Source organism: Streptomyces sp. NPDC057963 (assembly GCF_042887155.1).
Classification (GTDB): Bacteria; Actinomycetota; Actinomycetes; order Streptomycetales; family Streptomycetaceae; genus Streptomyces.
Genome location: NZ_JBHVPX010000003.1, coordinates 344125 through 367571 on the forward strand (window position 1 = coordinate 344125; position 23447 = coordinate 367571).

At 73.4% G+C, this 23447-nt stretch carries 8 protein-coding genes; 5 read left to right on the forward strand and 3 right to left on the reverse strand.

All coding sequences use genetic code 11. The features are described 5' to 3' along the window. Nucleotides 1-39: 39 nt before the first annotated feature. A complete protein-coding gene (locus ACFVT1_RS08610; RefSeq protein WP_389793631.1) occupies nucleotides 40-1404 on the reverse strand; it encodes a helix-turn-helix domain-containing protein in 1365 nt (454 codons plus the stop codon). 279 nt (nucleotides 1405-1683) lie between these two features. Here ACFVT1_RS08610 and ACFVT1_RS08615 point away from each other — a divergent pair, with 279 nt between their 5' ends. Continuing rightward, nucleotides 1684-4713, forward strand: coding sequence for a BTAD domain-containing putative transcriptional regulator (locus ACFVT1_RS08615; RefSeq protein ID WP_389793633.1), 3030 nt, complete (start codon nucleotides 1684-1686; stop codon nucleotides 4711-4713). Between the two features lie 17 nt (nucleotides 4714-4730). On the opposite strand, the gene ACFVT1_RS08620 is transcribed toward ACFVT1_RS08615, so the two are convergent. Next, nucleotides 4731-4943, reverse strand: coding sequence for a hypothetical protein (locus tag ACFVT1_RS08620; RefSeq protein WP_389793634.1), 213 nt, complete (start codon nucleotides 4941-4943; stop codon nucleotides 4731-4733). Nucleotides 4944-5302: 359 nt separating this feature from the next. After that, nucleotides 5303-5767, reverse strand: coding sequence for a hypothetical protein (locus tag ACFVT1_RS08625; RefSeq protein WP_389793636.1), 465 nt, complete (start codon nucleotides 5765-5767; stop codon nucleotides 5303-5305). A gap of 374 nt (nucleotides 5768-6141) precedes the next feature. On the opposite strand from ACFVT1_RS08625, the gene ACFVT1_RS08630 reads away from it, so the two are divergent. The 4 genes from ACFVT1_RS08630 to ACFVT1_RS08645 all read left to right on the forward strand — a co-directional run bounded on the left by ACFVT1_RS08630 (nucleotide 6142) and on the right by ACFVT1_RS08645 (nucleotide 23442). Further along, on the forward strand, nucleotides 6142-6345 hold the full coding sequence (locus ACFVT1_RS08630; RefSeq protein WP_389793637.1) for an MbtH family protein: 204 nt from the start codon (nucleotides 6142-6144) through the stop codon (nucleotides 6343-6345). A gap of 146 nt (nucleotides 6346-6491) precedes the next feature. Next, nucleotides 6492-14498 (forward strand): amino acid adenylation domain-containing protein, encoded by an 8007-nt coding sequence (locus tag ACFVT1_RS08635; RefSeq protein ID WP_389793639.1) that lies wholly within the window; start codon nucleotides 6492-6494, stop codon nucleotides 14496-14498. Then, complete coding sequence (locus tag ACFVT1_RS08640; protein WP_389793641.1) at nucleotides 14495-19438, forward strand: amino acid adenylation domain-containing protein; 4944 nt, start codon at nucleotides 14495-14497, stop codon at nucleotides 19436-19438. Before ACFVT1_RS08635 ends, ACFVT1_RS08640 begins: the two co-directional genes overlap by 4 nt. Then, a complete protein-coding gene (locus tag ACFVT1_RS08645; protein WP_389793642.1) occupies nucleotides 19435-23442 on the forward strand; it encodes an amino acid adenylation domain-containing protein in 4008 nt (1335 codons plus the stop codon). Before ACFVT1_RS08640 ends, ACFVT1_RS08645 begins: the two co-directional genes overlap by 4 nt. The last annotated feature ends 5 nt before the right edge of the window (nucleotides 23443-23447 follow it).

A 23447-nucleotide genomic window follows, 5' to 3' on the forward strand; every position in this document is an offset into this window, starting at 1 on the left:
CGGCAGCCGAGCGGCAGTTGGAACGTGCGGGGGCGGGGGTCAGCCGACCGGCACCGCGGTCGCGTCGAAGGCCGTGGTACGGGCGGCATCGGTCACGGCGCGGACCAGCCGCAGCACCGCGTACCGGGGCGTCTCCCCGGTGCCCGGCCCGGCCGGCACCTGGCGGAGCAGTCCGCGCACCAGCAGCGCGTGGACGTCGCGGGCGGCTTCGGCGGGCCCCCGTCCGAGCAGCGGCGCGGCGTCCTGGACCGTCCACGGTTCCGGTACGTCGCCCAGCTCGGCCACGGCCGTGCGGAGACGGTCGGGCAGCGCGTCGACCGCCGCGGTCAGCAGGACGCTCAGCTCGGGTCCCGCGCCGGGGGCCGGCGGGGCGGTGCCGCCCACGAGGCTCAGCGGGTTGCGCCGGGCGATCTCCAGCAGTTGCCGGGGCGAGTACATCAGCAGCCAGGAGGCCGCCGCCTCCATGGCCTGCGGGAGTCCGTCCAGGGCCCGGCAGATCCGCGCCACGGTGGTGATCACGGCGTCGGTGGGGAGGAGGTCGGGGCGCATCAGGCCGACACACGCCATCATCAGCTCGACCGCGGGGCGCCCGGCGGTCAGCGAGTCACCGGGGGCGGCGGGAGCGGCGGCCGGCAGGGGAAGCGGGGCGAGCGGCAGCAGTCGGCCGCCCGGGGCGGGGTGCGGGGCGCGGGCCGTGATCAGCACCTTCAGCCGCTCGCAGGAGTGCAGCAGCCCCAGGAGCGCGGGTTCGACGGCCGGTGCGACGTCGTGACCGTCCAGAACGATCAGAGTGGCCCTGTCGCGTATGACGGCGGCCAGTTCGTCCGCGCCTCCCTCCTGCGCCACCAGTGCCCGGACGCCCCGCACCAGTGCCCGCTGCGCACTGTGCGCGGCCGTGCCGGCCGGGCTGCCCGCGGCCGGCCGGTCCCGCGGAACCCACAGCACCGGGATGCGGTCGCGGGTGTGCAGCCGCAGCGCCGCCTCCTGGGCCAGGCGGGTCTTGCCCACCCCCGGCAGACCCACCACGCTGAGCAGCCGCTCGTGATCCGTGGCGAGCAGTTCGGTGAGCGCCCGGAGTTCGGCGCGCCGTCCGGCCAGCGGGCCCAGCGGCACGGGCGGCGGGGCCAGCTCGGCGCCGTACACATCGCGCAGCGCACTGCCCACGGAGGCTCCCGCGACGGCCAGTTCGAGTGCGGCACGGCGCGGGCCGCTGAGCCGCAGGGCGTCGGCCAGCAGGGGAAGGGTCTCCTTGCGCGGGTGTTCCACCCGCCCCTGTTCCAGGTCGCGGATGGCCCGGACGCTGACGGTGGAGAGTCCGGCGAGCTGTTCCTGTGTGAGCCCGGCCCGTCGGCGCGCACTCTGCAGCAGGCTGCCGAGTCCGTCGGAGGGGGTCTGAGCATTCATCACTGTCTCCTTGTCGCAAAAAAAGGGGGGTGGCCTGGTGCTCAGTCAGTCGGCGCAATCGGGGTTCCCCGATGCCGCACCCCCGGGTGGGGCCGGGTCCTTGTGGTACGGGAAGGGCGGGTGCGCTGTCCGCCGTCGGGCGGGGTGGAAGGGAACGGGACGCATCCTCCGGCGGGTGATTCCCGTTCGATTCCCGGCTGGATACCGCCGGTACCGTACGTACAGGTATCCGCATATGATCCCGGGACAGCGGGATCGAGCGGGGGTTGCGGGGGCCACGTGACAGCGGATGCCGAGAGACCTCTGCGCTTCAACATCCTCGGTCGGCTGGAGGGCTGGTCCGGTGACACCCGGCTGAGGCTCGGCGGGATGATCCAGGAACGTGTGCTCGTGACCCTGCTGCTGGAACCCGGCAAGGTGCTGCCGGTCAGCCGGCTCGTGGAGGCCGCGTGGGCGGACGACCCGCCCGCGACCGCCTCCCACCAAGTACGCAAGGCCGTTGCCGACCTGCGGCGGCGCATCCCGGACGGGGCACGTGTCCTGGTCACCGACGGCCCCGGCTACCGTGCGGCGGTCGGTGAACGGCAGCTGGACCTGGCCGCGTTCGACCGGCACACCCGGGAGGCGAAGCGGGCGGCGGGTGAGGGCCGCCCCGCCGACGCGGTGGAGGAGTTGCGGTCCGCGCTCGCCCTGTGGCGGGGCCCGGTGCTGTCCGGCACCGGAGGCCCGGTCGTCGAAGCGGCCGCGACCGCGCTGGAGGAGCGTCGCCTCAATGCGGCCGAGCAGCTCTTCGAGCTTCGCCTCTCACTCGGTGAGGCAGCCGAACTCGTGGCCGGACTGCGCGCGTTGGTGCTCCAGCATCCGCTGCGCGAAACGCTTCGAAGCCAGCTGATGCTGGCGCTGTACCGCTCGGGCCGGCAGGCGGAGGCGCTGGAGGAGTTCGGCACGGTGCGTGAGCTGCTGGTCGAGGAACTCGGCATCGATCCGGGCGCCGGGCTCACCCGGGTGTACGAGGGCATCCTGCGGGATTCTCCCGAACTGGCGGCTCCGGAGCCCCCGGCCCCGCCCACGGCAGCACCCTCACCCATGCCGCCGCCCGCCGACGCGCCCTGCACACTGCCCTACGACCTGGCCGACTTCACCGGACGTGAGCGGGAACTCCAGGTGCTGCTGGAGTTCGCCGCGAAGAGCGGTGGGCGCGGCACCCGGATCGTCGCTCTGGACGGGATGGGCGGCAGCGGCAAGACCTCGCTGGCCGTACGTGCCGCACACAGCCTCGCCGGCACCTACCCGGACGGCCAGCTCCACATCGATCTGCGCAGCTACACCCCGGGCGAGCAACCGGTCACGGCCGGCCCGGCACTGGGCAGTCTGCTGCGCGCGCTGGGCCTGCCCGGTGGCCGCATACCCGACGACGTCGCGGGCCGCGCCGCCCTGTGGCGGACCGCGCTGGTCGGCAAGCGGGTCCTGCTGCTGCTGGACAACGCGGCCGACGCGGCCGTCGTCCGCTCGCTGCTGCCCAACTCGCCGGGCTGCCTGGTGCTCGTCACCAGCCGGGCCCGTCTGGTGGAGCTGGACGGTGCCGACTGGATCTCCGTCGACGTGATGACGCCCGAGGAGAGCGCCACCCTGGTCTCCGAGACACTGGCGGCCGGGCGGGTGGCGGCGGAGCCCGAGGCGGCGGCCGAACTGGCCCGGCTGTGCGGCTATCTGCCGCTGGCCCTGCGGATCGCGACGGCCAGGCTGCGCAACCGGCCGCGCTGGACCCTGCAGTACCTGGCCGACCGGCTGCGCGACGAGACCCGCCGGCTCGACGAGCTCAGTTCCGGGGAACGCAGTGTCGCCGCCACCTTGCGGCTGTCCTATCAGGTCCTGGACGAGGACCACCGGTGGGCCTTCCGGATGCTGGCGCTGCATCCGGGCGGGAACATCGATGTGCACGCCGCGGCCGCTCTGCTGGACACCGGTCTCCGCGACGCCGAGGACGTCCTTGAGCTGCTGCTCGACGTGCATCTGGTCCAGCAGCCGGAGATCGGCCTCTACAGCTTCCACGACCTGGTGCGCAGCTTCACCCGCAGCCTGCGGTCGGATCCCTCGGCCGAGGAGGAGACAGCAGCCGTGGAACGGCTCCTCGACTACTACCTGGCCACGACGGAAACAGCCTGCGAGACGCTCTTCCCGGGCCGGCACCGCCGCCCCACCGGCATCCCGGCCTCCACGGCCGAGCTCCCGCGTCTCACCAGCACGGAAAGCGCCCAGGCGTGGTTCGCCCGTGAGCACACGGCGCTGCTGTCCGCGATCACGACGGCGGAGCGCCTGGCGCGCGACCGGCACGCGGTCTGCCTCGCCCGCAACGTCGTGTTCGAGCTGAACTCGCGGGGACACCTGGAGGAGTTCCGCGACATCGGGCGGGTCGCGGTGACCGCGGCGCGACGGCTCGGCGACCTGTCGCTGCTCGGGGTGAGCCTGGCGAATCTCGGGGTGGCCTGCTGGAAGCTCGGCCTGTTCGCCGAGGGCATCGAGGTCGCCTACGAGAGCCGGGACGTGGCCGCCCGGCTCGGCGACCGGGCGACCGAGGCGCACAGCGAGGGCACACTCGGGCTCTTCAAGAGCCTGCTGGGCCGCTTCCCCGAGGCGCTCACCCATCTGGAACGGGCCATCGGCTACGAGCGCGAGCTCGGCACACCCCGCGCGGAGGCCGAGAGCCTGACGGTGCTCAGCACGCTGTACGAGCAGTGGGGCCGGTACGAGGAGGCCGCGGACGCGGCGCGGCGGGCCCTCGACCTGGGCCGTCGACTGGGTCAGCACGAGAACGAGCTGGTGGCCCTGACCGACCTGGCGTTCGCCCATCTGGGGCTCCACGCGTACGACCGTGCGCGGGAGTGCCTGGACGCGGCACGGCACCTGTGCGACGAGGCACGGGAGCCGGGGCAGGTGGCGATGGCGCTGGCTCTCTCCGCGGAGGTGGCGCACCGGCTGGACCGGCCCGACGAGGCTTCGGACCACGCGGCGCGGGCGCTGCTTCTGATCGGTTCGAGTGCGTCGCCGCTGCGCCGGGCGAAGGTCAAGAACATGGTGGGCCGGCTCCGGCAGCGCCAGGGGCTTCCTGAGCAGGCTCTCGAACTCCACGTCGATGCCTACGAGTTGGCAGCCGCGCTCACCTACCGGGCGGAGGAGGCATACGCGCTGGCCGGGATGGCCCGGGCCGCGGCGGCGCTCGGTGATCTCGCGGCGGCCGACGAACACACCGCGGCGGCCGAGGAGTTGTTCGCCGAGATGGGCGTACCCCAGGACCGGCGCCGCGGCTGACAGGGGCCGCGGGCGGGTCAGGCCGCAGGCCGGTCCGGGGCGGTGGTGGGGCCCTTGTCCTCGGCGGTCACGGGGGCGACGACAGTGGGGCCCTTGTCCTCGGCCCGGACGACGGTGGGGCCCTTGTCCTCGGCTCTGATGTGCTGCCCGGCTCCGTGTCCGGCGGCACCGAGGCCGAGGACCAGAGCCGCCACGAGGATTCCGACGAGTTCCGCGAGCTTGCGTCCCATTGCACACCCCTCAGGTGGTTTACCGCTTCCGTTTCCGACACCACTGATGCTGCGACGGGGCGTTCCCGATCGATTCCCGAGGCGTTCCCGCCGCCCGGACAGCTGCGGGAACGGCACGGTAAGGGGGGTTCGACCTGGGACGGAGCGCGACCGTTCGGGCGAGGCCGCCCGGCGGTGAGTCGGGGGACGGGTCGGGTCGGGTCAGGTCGGATTCGGGTACCTGGTCCGGACGCGGCACACGGCACACGGCACGGGAACGGACGGGCCGCCGTGCAGGGCAGCGCGGAGCGGCCAGGGCCGAACTCCTCCGCGGGGTATGTGAAGAGCGGGCCCTGGCCCGCTCTTCACATACCGGTCCGTCAGTGGCGCAGCCGCACCTCCTCACCCTGCGCGCCATGGGACGCGGAGCCGAGCACACAGGCCACCACACGAGGGCCGTACGGTGTCAGCACCACAGCCGTGCGGGCCGGGCCTTCCTGATGGCCGGCGAGGTCGAGCAGCGCCCTGACCGCCGAGCGCAGCGCGGCCAGCTCGTCCTCGTCGCACGGATCGGGCACGGCACCCGCGCCTCCCTGGGGCCCGTCCTTGGCCGGGCAGCCCTCCGGGGCGGCCCGAGCCACGGTGACGACCTCGTGCATGCCGTTCGTCGTCCTCGTCTCGACCGCGAACTCCCTCCCGCTCCAGGATTCTTCGGCCCGGTACGGAAGCGTCTGCGGGTCCGCGCCCGTTCTGGCTCTGATCGCCCACCGCTCCACGACGGACAGCTCATGAGCGAGTCGGCGCGCCCTCGCCTCTCCGGCCCTGCGGTCCGGGGGATGCTTCACTGGATACTCCTCCTGCAGACACTCACAGGGGCACGCTCCCCCCGCCCGGTCCCCATCCCTTCCCGCTCCGTTCCCGGTCGTCCGGCCGTGGGCGCGGTGGCCTCGTGCCGTGGGCGGCCGCGGTCGTGCGGCCCGTTCCTCGCCCCCTCCTCTTCCGGCCGGCCCGTCGGGATGCGCGGTGGCGGCGCCGCGGCTCGGGCAGTCCGACCGGACACGGCACGCGGCCGGCGCGGGGGCGCAAGTGCCCGGCAGTTGCCGTTCCTACTGCCGGTCGGGGCATACGGGGCCGCCTAGCGTCGGTCGTGCCCCGTTCGGCGGGCCGGTCGGCCCCGCCCCTGTTGCAGCATCGCTGCGCGAAACCCCGAGGAGACCCCATGTCCGACTCGCTCTTCGACGACGTGGACGGCACGTTCGTCGTGGTCGTCAACGCGGAGAACCAGCACTCGCTGTGGCCCGTCCGGCTGGAGGTCCCGGCCGGCTGGGAGGCGGTCACCGAGCCCGGGACCCGGCAGGCCGCGCTCGACTACGTGGAAACCCACTGGACCGACATCCGTCCCGCGTCCCTCGTACGGACCTGATGCCTGTCACAACCGGACGGGCCGTCCCGCACCGGGATGCCTGACCGGACGCAACGCCCCGCGGGCAACGTGCTCGTCCCCGAAGAGTCTTCTCATGGCAGCTGGAGATGGTTGAAGTGACCGGGTCGGTAAGGACAGCGGAGCGGTTGGCTACCGCGTGCGTACACGAGAGGTTCGAGGAGCAGGCAGCGCGGACACCGCATGCCACCGCCCTCGTGTTCGGCTCCGAGCAGATCGGGTACGGCGACCTCGACGCCCGTGCCGACAGGCTGGCCCGGCAGCTGCGCGCACACGGGGCGCGGCGCGGTGTGCTGGTCGGAATACACCTGGAGCGCGGCCCCGGCCTGGTCACGGCGCTGCTCGCCGTCCTCAAATCCGGGGCGGCCTACACGTTGCTCGACCCCGGTCATCCGGACGAGCGGCTGCGTGCCGTGGTCGCAGCCACCGGGCTGACCGTCTGCGTCACCAGCGCCGACCTGGCCGACCGGGCGCACTGGCCCGGGGTCGGCATGCTGATCCCGGCGCATCTTCCGGACGGGGCGGCGGACTTCGGCGATCCACGGCCGGAGGTGTCCCCCGAGGACGTCGCCTGCGTGATGTTCACGTCCGGGTCGACGGGCACTCCGAAGGGTGTGGTGAGCCCCCACCGCGCCCTGGTGGCCTCGCTCACCGGCCAGCGGTACGCCTCCTTCGGCCCCGGTCAGGTCTGGTTGCAGAGCGCCCCCGTCTCCTGGGACGCCTTCGCCACCGAACTCCTCGGTCCGCTGCTCTCGGGCGGTACCTGTGTCCTTCAGCCCGGCCAGCTCCCCGACCCGGAGCTGATGGCCTCGCTCGCGCGGGAGCACCGGGTCACCGTGCTCAAGGCCTCCGCGAGCCTGTTCAACCACCTCCTGGACGAGCACCCGGAGATGTTCGCCCGGCTCCAGCACGCGATGACCGGCGGCGAACCGGCCTCCACGACGCACGCGGCGAAGGCCCTGCGCGCCTTCCCGCACGTGCGGCTGACCAACGGATACGGCCCCGCCGAGAGCATGGGCTACACCACCGCGCACACCATCCGCGCGGCCGACCTGACCGGCCCGTCCGTCCCCATCGGCGTCGCCGTCGCCCACAAGCGGGCGTATGTGCTCGACGCGGAGCTGAGGCCGGTGGCCACCGGCACCACGGGTGAGCTGTACGTCGCGGGCGACGGTCTCGCGCACGGCTACCTGGGACAGTCCGCGCTCACCGCCGAACGCTTCGTGGCCGACCCGATGGGCGCGCCGGGTGAGCGGATGTACCGCACCGGCGATCTCGCCCGCCACCGGGCGGACGGCGCGCTGGAGTTCTGCGGCCGTAGCGACGAGCAGGTCAAGATCCGGGGGTTCCGGGTCGAGCCCGCGGAGGTGCGGCACGCGCTCGCCGGTCATCCGGCGGTGACGCAGGCGGCCGTTGTGGTGGCCGAGGCTCCGCAGGGCGGGAAGCGGCTGCTGGCCTACGCCGTCACGGACGCCACGCCCGAGGAACTGCGCGGGCATCTGGCGCGGATGCTTCCCGCGCATCTGTGCCCGGCCGCGGTCCTCGTCCTGGACGAGCTGCCGCGTACCCCCAACGGAAAACTGGACCGAGCCGCCCTGCCGCTGCCGGAGGCCGCTCCACGGCCGAGCGGGCGGGCGCCGCGCACCCCGGACGAGGAACTGCTGTGCGAGCTGTTCGCGGAGGTGCTGGGGGTTGCCGAGGTCACGGCGGAGAGCGACTTCTTCGATCTGGGCGGGCACTCACTGCTGGTCGCCGGGCTCCTCGGCCGGCTCCGTTCCCGGCTCGGCATCGTTCTGAACATGCGTGCCGTGTTCGACGCGCCCACCCCTGCCGCACTGGCCCGGCTGCTCACCGCTCCCCGTACCGGTGACGCAGTGCGGGAGATACCGCGGCGCGACGCCGACGCACCGGCCCCGCTCTCCCCGCAGCAGACCCGGCTCTGGTTCACCGACCGGCTCTACCCGGACGCCGCCAACTATCTCGTCCCGGTCGCGCTGCGCCTGGTCGGGCCGCTGGACGGGAGAGCCCTCGATTCGGCGCTGCGTACGCTCGTCGAACGGCACGAGGTCCTGCGCACCCGGTTCGTGGAGACCGACGACGGCCCCCTGCAGGAGGTGCTCCCCGCCGACGTGCGGCCGTTGGCCGTCACGGCTCTGCACGGCGAACAGGACGTCGCGCGCTTCGTGGCGGAGCAGATCTCGGCTCCGATGGATCTGTCCGCGGGCGAGGTCTTCCGTCAGGCCCTGGGCCGGACCGGTGCCGAGGAGCACGTTCTGGTGCTGTGTCTGCATCACATCGTCGCCGACGACTGGTCGCTGGCCGTACTCGCCGACGAACTGACCCGGCTGTACCGCGCAGCGCACCGTTCGGCAGGGGTCTCGCCGCCGCCGTTGCGCGTGCAGTACGCGGACGTGGCCGCCTGGCAGAGCGCCCAGGACACGCGGGACGATCTCGCGTTCTGGCGTGCGGAGTTGGCGGGCATGCCCCAGGTGCTGGAGCTGCCGACCGACCGTCCGCGGCCCGAGCGGATCGACGTCCGGGGCGCTCGTCACGCGTTTCGGCTGGCACCGGAGCTGGTGGGCCGGGTGGCGCGGGTGGGCCGCACCTGCGGAGCCAGTCTCTTCATGTCCCTGCTGGCGGGCTTCGAGGTGCTGGTGGCGCGGTACACGGGCGAGCGCGACTTCGCCGTCGCCACACCGGTGGCCGGCCGGGACCATCCGGACACGGAGGAGCTGATCGGCTTCTTCGTCAACACTCTCGTGCTGCGGGCGACGCTGGACGACGACATGACGTTCGCCGATCTGCTGCGCGGGGTGCGCGAGCGGGCCCTCGCCGCGTTCGAACACCAGCAGGCGCCCTTCGACCAGGTGGTGGAGGCCCTTCAGCCGGAACGGGACCTCTCCCGCAACCCGCTGGCGCAGATCGTCTTCGCGCACCAGAGCGCCGCCACCGCTTCCTGGCGGCTGGACGGGCTGACGGTGCGCGAACTGCCCGCCGACACCCGTACCAGCAAGTTCGATCTCTTCGTCTCCCTGGAGGACCGGCCGGACGGCGGCATGGAGGGATGGATCGAGTATCCCCGGGCACTGTTCGATCCGGCGACCATCGACCTCCTGGCGCGCCACTACGTGGCTCTGCTCGACGAGTTGACGGACCGCCCCGGTCTGCCGCTGATGACACGCCCGCTGCCCGAGCAGCCCGTGGAGCACCGACTGCGCGGGACCGTCAACGACACGGCGTTCGACCTGGGGCACTGGACCGTCTCGGATCTGGTGGCCCGGCAGGCCACCGACCGGCCCCGGGCCGTCGCCCTGCGCACCGAGGCCGGCGAGGTCACCTACGGGGAACTGGATGCCCGTGCCAACCAGGTGGCACATCTTCTGCGGGCACGGGGCGTGCGCGCGGAGACCCCGGTCGCCGTCTGCTTCGAGCGCGGCACGGACCTCGTGGTGGCGCTGCTGGGCGTCCTGAAGGCCGGCGGCTGCTACGTCCCGTTGGACTCGGCCTATCCCGCGGACCGGATCGGCTTCATGCTCGACGACACCGGCGCGACGCTGGTACTCGCCGAGCGGGACCTCGCACCCCGGCTGCCCCGCCCCGTGCTCGTGTGGGAGAACATCCAGGAGCAGGTGGCACGGATGCCGGTGACGCCGCCCGGCACCGGTCCGGCGCCCGACCAGCTGGCGTACATCATGTACACCTCGGGCTCCACCGGGCGCCCCAAGGGCGTGGAGGTCAGCCATCGGGCCGTGGTGCGGCTGGTGCACGGCGCACGGTACGCGGAACTGACGCACGATCATGTCCTCGCGCTGCTGGCCCCGTTGTCCTTCGACGCGTCCACGTGGGAGCTGTGGGGAGCCCTGTGCAACGGCGCGGGACTGGCGGTGCACCCGCCGGCTCTGCCCGACGCCGGCACACTGCGCGCGCTGATCCGGCGTCACGGGGTGACCACCATGTGGCTGACTGCCGGACTCTTCCACTCCCTGGTGGAGAGCGACCCGTCCTGCCTGGACGGGCTGCGGCACCTGCTCACCGGCGGCGACGTGGTGTCCGCCGCCCATGTGCGCACACTGGTGGCGGCCACCGGCGTCGAGGTGAGCGACGGCTACGGCCCCACCGAGTGCACCACCTTCACCTGTGTGAAACGCAACATCACCACCGCCGACGGACCCGTTCCCATCGGCCCGCCGATCACCAACACGCGTGTCTACGTCGTCGACCGCCATCTCCACCAGGTCCCCACGGGAGTGACGGGCGAACTCATGGTGACGGGGCCGGGGCTGGCGCGCGGCTACCGGGGCCGGCCCGCGCCGACCGCCGAGCGGTTCGTCGCCTGCCCCTTCGAGCCGGGACAGCGGATGTACCGCACGGGTGACCTGGTGCGGCTGCGGGCCGACGGCGACGTGGAGTTCGTGGGCCGGGCCGACCACCAGGTGAAGATCCGCGGCTTCCGGATCGAGCCGGGCGAGGTCGAGGCCCGCCTCGGCGCCCACCCCGGTGTCGAGCGCTGTGTCGTCGTCGCCCGTGCGGACGGCGCGGGCGGCAAGCGCCTCGTCGCGTACGTGGTGGGCGCGGCCGCGGGAGACCGGCACGGACTGGCGGCGTTCTGTCGCGCGGCCCTGCCGGAGCACCTTGTTCCGTCGGCCTTCGTCGAGCTGGACTCCTTCCCGCTGGACCCGAACGGCAAGGTGCACCGCGCCGCGTTGCCGGACCCCGGTCACACGGTGTCCGAACGCCCCTACCGGGCGCCGTCGACACCGCAGGAGAAGGCGGTCGCGGAGATCTGGACCGAGGTGCTGGGTGTGGAGCGGCCGGGGCTCGACGACGACTTCTTCGATCTCGGCGGGCACTCGCTCCTCGCCACGAAGGTCGTCGCGAGGCTGGGCCGGCGGCTCGGCACCGCACTCGGTGTTCAGACCCTCTTCCGCTCCCCCACGCTCGGCGCCCTCGCCGCCGAGGCCGCCGCGCCGGCCGTGGCCGCGGCGCACATCCCGGCCTTCTGCGGCCCCGCGCCGCTGTCCCCCGCGCAGTTGGGCCTGTGGTTCGCCGACCGGCTGGCCCCCGGCAGCCCCGAGTACCTGATCACGCGGGCACTGCGGCTGACCGGACCGCTGGACGTGGCCGCGCTGCGGGCGGCGCTCGACACGGTGGTGGCACGCCACGAACCGCTGCGCACACGCTTCCAGGAGCACGACGGCAGCCCCGTGCAGGTCGTCTCCGAACCCGCGCCGGTCCCGTTCCCGCTGACCGACGTCACCGATACCGAGGCGTTCCTGCGCGCCGAGGCCGCCCGCCCGTTCGACCTGGCGCGGGGGCCGGTGTTCCGCGCGTCCCTGGGCCGTCTCGGTGCCACGGAGCACGTGCTCGCGCTGAGCGTCCACCACATCGCCGCGGACGGCTGGTCACTGGGGCTGCTGGCCCAGGAGGTCAGCGCGGCGTACGGCGCCTTCCTGGCCGGCCGGACCCCCGATCTGCCACCGCTGCCCGTGCGCTACGGCGCTCACGCGGCCTGGCGGGCGGACCACCCCGGCGACCTGGACCACTGGCGTACGGCACTGGCCGCCATGCCGCAGGTGGCGGAGCTGCCCACCGACCGCCCCCGCCCGCCCGTCCGGGACCGCACGGGCGCCCTGCACACCTTCACGGTGCCCGGCCACCTCGCGCGGCAGGTGGACCACCTGGCCCGCGCCCACCGGGTGACCCCGTTCATGGTGCTGATGGCCGCGTTCCACGTACTGGCCGGGCGGTACACCGGACTCAGCGACTTCGCGGTGGGCACTCCCGTGGCGGGTCGGGAACACCCCGACACCGGCCGGCTGATCGGGCACTTCGTCAACACGGTCGTGCTGCGCGCGGACCTCGGCGGCGACCCCGACTTCGCCACCGTACTGGGGCGGGTCCGCGAGTCGACCGTGGCGGCCCTCGCCCACCAGGACGTCTCCTTCGACCGTGTCGTGGAGGAGCTCCAGCCCGTACGGGACCTGTCCCGCAACCCGCTGGTACAGCTGGTCTTCGCCCTGCAGAGCGGCATGGACGAGCTGTGGGAACTGAAGGGCCTGACCTGCGATCCGCTGCCGGTGCACTCCCGGACCAGCAAGTTCGACCTCTTCCTGGCGCTGCGCGAACTGCCGGACGGCTCCCTGGCCGGCAGCGTCGAGTACCCGGTGGCGCTGTTCGACGCGGCGACCGTGGAGCGGCTGGCCGGTCACTACACGGCGCTGCTGGCCGAACTGGTGGCGCGTCCCGGCGAACCGGTGGACGCGGCGTCGATGCTCGGCCCGGCCGAGGAACATCATCTGGTGCGGGGCGTCAACGACACGGCCGTCGCACGTCCGGCCCATGAGACGCTGCACGAACTCATCGCCCGTCAGAGCGCCCGTACCCCCGGGGCGGTCGCGGTCGAGTACGGCAACCGGCGGCTGCGCTACGCGGAGCTGGAGGAGTGGGCCAACGGCCTGGCGCTGCGGCTGCGGGCACTGGGCGTGGGCCGGGACGTTCCCGTCGGCGTACGGATGGACCGCTCGGTGGAGCTCATCGTCGCGCTGCTGGCGGTGCTGAAGGCGGGCGGCTGCTTCGTACCCATCGAGGCCGACGCGCCGGACGCCCGGGTTCTGGACGTCCTCGGCGACGCGGGCGCACCGGTGTGCCTGATCAACGACGGGGCGGCGACGCCCGCGGGCTACGACGGCGCCTTCGTTCCGGTGCGGCCGGCGAGCGCGCCCCATCCGCCGCGGACCGACGCTTCGGCCGACGACCTGATCTCCGTGTACTACACCTCGGGTTCCACCGGGCGTCCCAAGGGAGTGGCCAGCACGCACCGCGGCTGGGTCAACCGGATGCGGTGGATGCAGGACACCTACCGGCTCCGCGCGGACGAGGCGGTGCTCCAGAAGACCACGCTGGTCTTCGACGACGCGGCCGTCGAGTGCTTCTGGCCGCTGATGGTCGGTGCCCGCGTCGTCCTGCTGGAGCCGGGCCTGCACCGCGACCCGGTCGCCATCCGGGACGCGGCCGTGCGGCACCGCGTCGCCGTCCTCCAGTTCGTGCCGAGCATGCTCGCGCTGTTCCTGGAGAGCGTGCGGCCCGAGGACCGGGCGGGGCTGGGCGCGCTGCGCCACGTCGTCTCCAGCGGCGAGGCCCTCACCCCGGAGCTGCTGAAGGTGTTCACCCGGACGCTCGACGGGGCCGTCCTGCACAACCAGTGGGGCGCGACAGAGGTGTCGATCGATTCCACGGCCCGGCACTGCTCCGTCGAGGACTGCGACGTACCGGGTTCCGTCAGCGTCGGCTCGCCCATCGCCAACAACGAGGTGCACGTCCTGGACCGGTATCTGCGTCCGGTGCCGGTGGGTGTGCCCGGAGACCTGTACATCGGTGGCATCGGCCTGGCCCGCGGCTATCACGCGGACCCCGTCAAGACGGCCGCGGCCTTCCTGCCGAGCCCCTTCACGGCCGGTGCACGGCTCTACCGCACGGGCGACCGGGGGATCCGGCGCGCGGACGGAGCGCTGACCTTCCTCGGCAGGCAGGACGACCAGGTCAAGATCCGGGGCATCCGGGTCGAGCCGGGCGAGGTCGAGCAGGCGGTACGGGAGCTGCCGGGCGTCCGCGACGCGGCGGTGACCGTGTGGGCGGCCGACGCCGGCGACAAACGGCTGGCGGGCTACGTGGTGCCGCAGGAGGGCTGCGACCTGACGGTGGCCGAGCTCCGGGCCCGGCTGCGGGAACGCCTGCCCGGCTACCTGGTGCCGGCGGCGCTGGCGATACTGCCCCGCCTGCCCACCACGGCGAGCGGGAAGACGGACCGCAAGGCGCTGCCGCCGCCGGACCCGACGGCCATGGAGGGCGTCGCGTACCGCGCTCCGCAGGGTGCGGTGGCGGAACTCGCCGCCGAGATCTGGGCGGAGGTGCTCGGCGTGCCCCGGGTCTCCGCGGACGACAACTTCTTCGATCTGGGCGGCCACTCCCTGCTGGCCACGCGCGCCGTCGCCCGGCTGAGGGCGGCTCTGGACGCCGAGATACCGCTCAGCCTGATCTTCGAAGCGAGGACCTTGCAGACCACCGCGGAGGCGGTGGAGCGGCTTCTGCTCGCGGAACTGGACGCCGTCGAGGCGGACGAACGGGAGACATCATGAGCACCGCACCCTCACCCCAGCACGCTCCCGCTCTGTCGGACCGGCAGCGCTCGCTGCTGGCCGACCGGGTCGGGGCCGCGCGTCGCGCCCCCGCCAGGCGGATACCGTCGCTGCCCGCGGACAGTCCGGCACCCGCGTCGTTCGCGCAGGAGCGGATGTGGCTCATCGACCGGCTGAACGCCGACACCCACGCGTACAACGTCTACCACGCCCTGCGGATCCGCGGCGCCCTGGACGCGGCGGCGTTGCAGCGCGCCCTCACCGGTCTGACGGAACGTCATGCCGTGCTGCGCACCGCCCTGGTGGCCGGTGAGACCCTCCCGCTCCAGACCGTGGCCGATCCGGCCGCCGTGGCCCTGCCCGTCGTCGACCTCGGCGAACTGGACGGCACGGCACGGGAGACGGCGCTGACGGACCGTCTGCTGCGAGTCAGCCGTGCCCCGTTCGACCTGTCCTGCGCGGAGGTTCTGCGCGCGGAACTGATCAGGATGAACCCCGCCGAGCACGTCCTCGTGCTGGCGCTGCCGCACACCGCCACCGACGGCTGGTCGACCACGGTGCTGGCCAGGGACCTCGCCGCGCTCTACGCGGGCGGCGACCCCGCCCGTGGCGAGGTGACCTACCGGGACTACGCGGCCTGGCAGCGGCAGCGGGTGGCCCAGGTGGAGGAGGCGGAGCTCGGCTTCTGGCGTACCGCACTGGCGGACCAGTCGCAGGTACTGGACCTGCCCACGGACCGGGCGCGGCCCCCGGTGTCCGACTTCGCCGGCGCCAACCGCAGGCGCCGGCTGGACACGGAGCTCTCACGGCGGCTGCGCGAGCTCGCCACCGCGTGCGACGCCAGTCTGTACGCGTTGCTGGTGGCGGGCGTACGGGTCCTGCTGCAGGCGCACAGCGGACAGGACCGGTTCGTGCTCGCCTCGACGATCACCGGGCGGGACCGCCCGGAACTGGAGGACGTCGTCGGCTGCTTCATCAACACGCTGGCGCTGGGCGGCGATCTGTCGGGCGATCCCTCGTTCGCCGAGGCGGTCCGGCGCGAACGCACCACTGTGCTGGACGCGTTCGCCCACTGCGAGCTGCCGTTCGACGTGCTGGTGCGTGAACTGGCCGCCGGACGCGACACCTCGCGCAATCCGATCGCCCAGGCCTTCGTACAGCTCGACCGGGGTACGGGTGAGGGCTGGTCGCTGCCCGGACTGGACGTCGCGGAGATCGCCGTCCCGGGTGACGTGGCCAAGTTCGACCTGTCGTTCTTCTTCCGCGACCGGGGCCGGGCGCTGGAACTCAACCTGGAGTACGCGACCGCGCTGTTCGACGAGGCGACCGCCGACCGCTTCGCGGACCGCCTGCTGGAACTGCTGGCGTCCGCGGCGGCCCGCCCCGACGCGCCGATCAGCGAGCTGTCGCTACTGCCGAGCGCCGAGCGCCGGCTGCTCACGGTCGAGTGCAACGACACCGCGGCCGGTCTGCCGGGCACGCTCCTGCCCGGTCTGATCACCGCCCGCGCCGCCGAGTGCGGTGACCGTACGGCCGTCGTCTTCGGCGGCCAGGAGCTCGGCTACGCAGCTCTGGAGGCCCGTGCCAACCGGCTGGCCCACCATCTGCGCGCCCTGGGCGTCGGTACCGGCGACCGGGTGGCCGTCTTCCTCGAACGGGGCCTGGACCTGCCGGTCGCCCTGCTCGCCGTCCTGAAGGCGGGCGCCGCCTATGTGCCGCTCAACCCGGGGGAGCCGGCCGACCGCGTCGAACTGATCCTGCGGGACGCACAGCCCGCGCTGGTGGTCACCGAGCGGTCCCTGTCCCGGCAGTTGCCGCCGGCGACGGCGCCGGTGCTGGCGCTCGACGGCCTCGGGCCGGCACTCGACCGGCTGCCGGCCACACCGCCGGTGGAGGTCACCGATCCGGCCTCGCTCGCCTACACGATCTTCACCAGTGGTTCCACGGGCCGCCCGAAGGGGGTCGCGGTGCCCCACGGGGCACTCGTCAACTTCCTGGCCTCCATGGGCCGTGAGCCGGGCATGAACGCGGGCGACGTGCTGATCGCCGTGACGACGCCGTCCTTCGACATCGCCGCACTCGAACTCTTCCTCCCGCTGACGGCGGGCGCCCGGCTGGTCATCGCCGACCGGGACACGACCGTGGACGGCGGCCGGCTGCGCGCCCTGATCGCCACGAGCGGCGCGACGGTGCTGCAGGCCACCCCGGCCACCTGGCGGCTGCTCCAGGACGCCCCTGAACTCGCCGGTCTCACGGCGCTGGTCGGCGGTGAGGCCCTGACCCCGGACGTGGCCGCCCCGCTGGTCGCGGCCGCCGGCCAGGTGTGGAACATGTACGGGCCGACCGAGACCACCATCTGGTCGACCGCGCGCCGGATCCGCGCCGAGGACCTGCGCGGAAAGGGGGCGCTGCCCATCGGCCGTCCCATCGCGAACACCAGCTGCCACGTCCTGGACCGCCACGGCAGGCCCGCCCCCCTCGGTGTTCCCGGCGAGCTGCTGATCGGCGGCCTCGGGGTGGCGCACGGGTACCACGGCCGGCCCGGAATGACCGCGGAGCGTTTCGTCCCCGACCCGTACGGCCCGCCCGGGGCCCGCCTGTACCGCACCGGGGACATGGCGCGCCGGCTGCCCGACGGGGAGCTGGAGTTCCTGGGCCGCAACGACCACCAGGTGAAGATCCGGGGCTACCGCGTGGAGACCGGCGAGATCGAGGCCCGGCTGACCGAACACCCCGCCGTCGGCCAGGCGGCCGTCACGGTGCACGAGTTCGGCCCCGGCGACCGGCGCCTGGTCGCCTACCTCACCCCGGCGCCGGAGGCCACCGAGGACGACCTCGCGCCGGCCGCGCTCCGCGCCCACCTCGCCGGGAAGCTCCCCGCCTACATGGTGCCCGGCTTCTTCATGACGCTGGACCGGTTCCCCCTGACGCCCAACCGGAAGGTCGACCGCAAGGCGCTGCCCTCGCCGGGTGCCCAGCCGCACGAGCCGGGCGGGCAGGCTCCCCGCACCCGCCAGGAGGAGCGGGTGGCGCGGGTGTGGACCGAGGTGCTCGGCACGCCCGTCCGCGACGTGGAGGCGGACTTCTTCGCGCTGGGAGGACACAGTCTGCTGGCCGTCCACACCGTGAACCGGCTGAACTCCGAGCTGGGCACGGCGCTCGACGTCCGCGCGGTCTTCGACGCGCCGACCGTGGCGGCCCTGGCCCGGCGTGCCGACGCGGCCGTCCGGGAGCCGGGGGGCGGTACGGGGAGCACCGTCATCCCACGGGCACCGTACGGTGCGGTGGCACCGCCCTCCCCCGCGCAGGAACGCATGTGGTTCCTGGAGCAGATGAATCCGGGCAGCCCCGAATACCACATTCCGCTGGAGCTGCGGATCTCCGGGCCGCTGGACCTCGCGGCCCTCCGCGCCGCGCTGGGTGCGATCGTCCATCGCCACGAGGCGCTGCGCACCCGGCTGCGCACCACGAGCGACGGCGGGCTGGAGGCCGTAGTGGAGCCCGCCGGGGAGGAGTTCGCGCTCCCGGTGGAGGATCTGGGCGGGGTCCCGGACGCGCGGGCCCGTGCCGGTGACCTGGTGGCCGCGGAAGCCTCACGCCCCTTCGGCCTCGCCGCCGATCCGCTGCTGCGGGGCCGCCTCGTGCGGCTCGCCCCCGACGAGCACGTGCTGGCCCTCACGCTGCATCACGCGGGCGCCGACGGCGCCTCGCTCGACATCCTGCGCCGGGAACTGGCCGCCGGCTACCGCCGCGCCCGGCAGGGCCTCGGGCCCGACCCGACCCCGCCGTCCCTGCGGTACGCGGACGTGGCCCACTGGCAGCGCGAGCGGCTCCGCAGCGCGGAGGCGGCGGCGGACCTCGCCTACTGGCGCGCCCGGCTGACCGGTCTCGAACCTCTGGACACACCGGTCGACCGGCCGCGGCCGCCGGTGCGGCGCACGGACGGCGCGGCACACCGCTTCGTCTTCTCCCCCGCCGTCGCCACCGGGGTGGAAGCGCTCGCGCGCCGCCACTCGACGACCCCGTTCACCGTGCTGATGGCCGCGTTCCAGGCGACCGTGGCGGGGTGGGCCGGTGCACGGGACGTCGCCGTCGCCACGCCGGTGTCCAACCGGGTCACCGACCGGGCCCAGGAGTTGATCGGCATGTTCGTCAACGTACTGGTGCTGCGGGCGGACCTCGGTGCCGGCCGCACCTTCGACGCCCTCGTGGAGGGTGCGAAGGAACAGGTCGCCGGGGCCCTGGCCCATCAGCACCTGCCGTTCGAGACAGTCGTGGACGAGCTGGCCGCGGGCCGTGACCCCGCCCGCCCGGCACTGACCCCGGTCTACTTCGCGCTGGACCACACCCCCGAGGAGTCCTGGACGCTGGACGGCCTGGACGTCGAGCGCGGTCCCGAACGCATCCTGGCCGCACGCTACGAACTCGCGCTGGGGCTGTCCCGTACCGCCGACGGCTACCGCGGGCTGGTGGAGTACTCCCCGGTTCTCTTCGACGCCGCCACCGCCGAGGAGTTCGTGACCCGGTTCGAGCGACTGCTGACGGCGGTGATCGCGGACTCCGCGCACATTCCCACGGGTCCGCTCCCGCCGGCCCCGCCCAGTCCTTCGGCCCCCCTCCCGCGCGCCGCGCCGAGCGGGCCGGGCAGACCCCCGGAGCCGGGGGCGGAGGAGGCCGTCGCCCGCATCTGGGCCGACATCCTGAGCGTTCCGGTCACCGACGCCTCGGAGGACTTCTTCGCGCTCGGCGGGCACAGTCTGCTCGCGGCCCGCGTCCGGATGCGTCTGCAGACCGACTTCGGGGTGGATCTGCCCATGCACCGCTTCTTCACGGACACCACGGTCGCCGCACTGGCCGGTTCGGTGGTCCAGGAGATCGAGGCCCAGGTGGCCGCCATGTCCGAGCAGGAGCTCGTCCACTCACTGGAGGACCTGTCATGAGCACCGTAAGCCCGTCCGCGCGCGACGAGTTGCGCCGCGAGTTGCTGCAGCGCCGACTGCGCGGCCCGGCCGGCCCCCGGACGCAGCCGGCCGGCATCCCGACCGCCGACCGCACCCGGCCGCTGGCGCTCTCTGACGGCCAGCAGCGGCTGTGGTTCCTGAGCCGGATGGATCCGGACAGCGCGGAGTACGCCGTCCCCCTGGCGCTGCGGCTGACCGGCCCGCTCGACGAGGCGCTCCTGCGACGCTGCCTCGGCCTGCTCGTCGCCCGGCACGAGGCGCTGCGGACCACGTACACCGCCGACGGCGGCGACCCCGTCCAGCACATCGGTCCGCCGTCCGCCGTGGACCTGCCGACGGTGACACTCGGCCCGCCGGGCGAAGGCCCGGAACTCGAAGCCGTTCTCCGGGAGTTCGTCGGCCGCCCCTTCGACCTGACCACCGGGCCGATGCTCCGCGCCCTGCTGATCCGCGAGGACTTCGAGCGTCACGTCCTGGTGCTCAATGTCCACCACATCGCCTGCGACGGCTGGTCCTACGGTGTCCTGCTGCGTGAACTCACCGCGCTGTACGCGGAATCCGGGCAGGCGGCGCTCGCGGCACCCGGCCTCCAGTACGCCGACTTCGCCCTGTGGCAGCGGTCGAGCCCCCCGTCCGGGGCGGACCTGGCGTACTGGCGCGAGCGGCTGGCCGGCCTGGAGACGCTGGAGCTGCCGACCGACCGGCCCCGGCCCGCCGCCCGCGACACCCGCGGGGCGAGCCTGTCCTTCGAGGTGCCCGCCGGCATCGCCCGCGCGGTCACGGAGGCGGGCCGCTCCGCCGGGGCCACGCCCTTCATGACGCTCCTCGCCGTGGTGCAGGTGGTCCTCGGCCGTCACACCGGCCGCGACGACCTCGCCGTGGGCACTCCGGTCGCCGGACGCACCCGCGGTGAGTTCGAGGACGTGGTGGGGTTCTTCACCAACACGATGGTGGCCCGGGGCGATCTGTCCGGTGATCCGACCTTCGAAGAGCTTCTGCGGCGGACCCGCCTGTCGGTGCTGCGCGACTACGCCCACCAGGACTTCCCCTTCGCCCATCTGGTCCGCGAACTCGCCCCCGAGCGCGACCTCGCCCACACCCCCCTCTACCAGGTGATGTTCGCGCTCTACGAGGGAAGCGGCACACCCGGGCGGCTCGGAGCCCTGTCGGCCGAGGAGGTGCCCGTGCCCTCCGAGAGGGCCAAGTGCGATCTGACCGTCTCCTTCGTCCAGCATCCCGACGGCTCGCTCACCGGTTGCCTCGACTACGCCGTCGCGCTCTTCGACCGGGCCCGCATCGCGCGCATGGCCACGCACTTCACCACGCTGCTCTCCCGCCTCGCCGAGGCACCGCGGGCGCCGCTGAGCTCTCTGGAGATCCTGGCGCCCGACGAACGCGAGCGGCTGCTGAACACGCACAACGACACCGCCCACCCGTACACCCCCGGTCTGCTGCACGAACGGATCACCGCGAGCGCGGCCCGCAACCCCGATGCCGTGGCCGTTCGCTGCGGGGACGAGGAACTGACCTACGCGGAGCTGGAGCGCCGGGCCAACCACGTGGCGGCGGCGCTGATGGCCCGGGGCGTCACGGTGGAGACCCCGGTCGGGGTGCTCTGCGAGCGCGGCACGATCCTGCTCCCGGTGCTGCTCGGCATCCTCAGGACCGGCGCCCACTACGTTCCCCTGGACCCCGGCTACCCTTCCCAGCGCCAGGAGTTCATGCTCCGGGAGGCCGGCGCCCGGGTGCTGGTGACCACGTCCCGGTACCGGGGGCAACTGCCGCCCTGCGACGCCGAGGCGCTCTACGCGGACGAGCTCGGCCACGAGGGCCCGTGCCCGGCTCCGCGGGTCGACGTCGCGCCCGACGACCTCGCCTACGTCATCTACACCTCGGGCTCCACGGGGCGGCCCAAGGGCGTCATGATCACGCACCGCGGGGTGCTGCACTATCTCGACTGGTGCCACCAGGCGTACCGGGCCTGGGAGGGCGAAGGCGCCCCGGTGCACTCCTCGCTCTCCTTCGACCTGACCGTGACCGGCCTGTTCCTGCCCCTGCTCGCCGGAACCACGGTCACCCTGGTCCCCGAGGACCGGCATCCCGTGGCCGGACTGGCCGAACTGCTGTCCAGCGGGCGCCGGTTCAGCTTCGTCAAGCTCACTCCGGCGCACCTGGAGCCCCTCAAGCGGTGTCTGCCCGCGTCAGCCGCGCGGGCGGCCGGGCATCTCGTGGTGGGTGGCGAGCAGCTCACTCCCCAGGCACTGTCGTTCTGGCGCGAACTGGCGCCGGAGGTACGGGTCGCCAATGAGTACGGGCACACCGAGACGTCCGTGGCCAATGTCATCAACGTGCTGGCGGCCGGGGACGCCGTCGACACGCCGGTATCGGTGGGCCGGCCCATCTGGAACACCGAGATCTATCTCCTCGACGACGACATGCGCCCGGTACCGGACGGCGCGACCGGTGAGCTGTACGCCGGCGGGGCCGGGGTCGCGCGCGGCTTCGTCTCCCGCCCCGCTCTGACCGCCGAACGGTATGTGCCCAACCCCTACGGCCCCGGCCGCTTGTACCGCAGCGGCGATCTGGCGCGCTATCTCCCCGACGGGCGACTGGAGTTCGTCGGACGCACCGACCATCAGGTGAAGGTGCGCGGCTACCGCATCGAGCTGGGCGAGATCGAGTCCGCGATCATCGCGCACCCCGGCGTGCGGGAAGCCGTCGTCGTCGTGCGCGACGGCGGGCTGGCCGGCTACGTCTCCCCCGCGGGTACGGACGTGGCCGGACTCCGCTCCCGGCTCGCCGAACTGCTGCCCGACCACATGGTGCCCGGCTCGCTGACGGCCCTGGAGACGCTGCCGCTGACCGCCAACGGGAAGATCGACCGGGCCGCTCTGCCCGCCCCGGACCGCGCGGCGTCCGCCGCGGAGCGCGTCGAGCCGGGCGACGAGCTGGAGCTGGCCGTGCTGCGGCTGTGGGAAGACGTGCTGGACGCCCGTATCGGTGTCACGGACAACTTCTTCGCCCGGGGCGGGCATTCGCTCCTGGCCGTCAGCATGGTCGACCGGATGAAGACCCTGCTGGGGCAGGACGTGGCGCTGACGGACGTCTTCCGCGCCCCGACCGTACGCGAGCTGTGCGCCCGGCTGCGGAACAACGGTCCCGGCGCGGCCGGCTGCGTCGTCCCGCTGTCCCCGGGGTCGGCAGGCGTTCCGCCGCTCTTCCTCGTACCGCCGACCGCAGGCACCCCGTTCCCGTATCTCCCGCTCGTCCAGGAACTGGAGCCCGAACGGCCCGTCCTCGGGCTCCAGGCGGTCGGCTACGGCCCGGACGAGCAGCCCCTGTTCACCATCGAGGAGATCGCCGCCCGCTACCTCGCCGAGATCGACGAGGTGTACCCCGAGGGGCCGTTGTTCCTGGCGGGATGGTCGATGGGCGGGTCGGTGGCCTACGAGATGGCCCGCCAGGCCGAACGGTCCGGCCGGCCCGTCGGGCATCTCGCCGTCATCGACTCCACCGTTCTCGGGGTGGACGCGATCAACAGCCATCTGCCCGAGGTGCGGAGCACGCAACCGCTGGAGTGGTTCAGCCGGGCGGTACTGCGCCTCGAACCCGACGACCTGGCGGCCCTGTCGCCCCAGCACGCTATGAAGGAGCTGCTTCACCAGGCCCGCGACCAGGGCATGGTCTCCGGGCTGGCGCAGGCCGACGCCGTCAATCGGATGGCGGGTGTCTACCTGGCCAACAAGGAGGCGATCAACGCCTATCGCTGCACGGCGGTCATCGACTGCGACATCCACCTGATCCGCTCGCGCGACGAGCACCCGGAGAACGGCCGCCCCGAAGTCCGCCCGGAGAGCTGGCGGATGCGCACCCGCGGGCAGCTCCACGACACCGTGATCGACGGCGACCACTGGAGCATCGCCACACCCCCGTACGTGACCGGCCTGGCCCGAGCGCTCGGTCACGGCCTGCGCACCGGCTGAGCCCT

Coding starts and splice junctions, on each gene's coding strand:
- ACFVT1_RS08610 (WP_389793631.1), bottom strand. CDS start 1,404: ATGAATGCTCAGACCCCCTCCGACGGACTCGGCAGCCTGCTGCAGAGT.
- ACFVT1_RS08620 (WP_389793634.1), bottom strand. CDS start 4,943: ATGGGACGCAAGCTCGCGGAACTCGTCGGAATCCTCGTGGCGGCTCTG.
- ACFVT1_RS08630 (WP_389793637.1), top strand. CDS start 6,142: ATGTCCGACTCGCTCTTCGACGACGTGGACGGCACGTTCGTCGTGGTC.
- ACFVT1_RS08640 (WP_389793641.1), top strand. CDS start 14,495: ATGAGCACCGCACCCTCACCCCAGCACGCTCCCGCTCTGTCGGACCGG.
- ACFVT1_RS08645 (WP_389793642.1), top strand. CDS start 19,435: ATGAGCACCGTAAGCCCGTCCGCGCGCGACGAGTTGCGCCGCGAGTTG.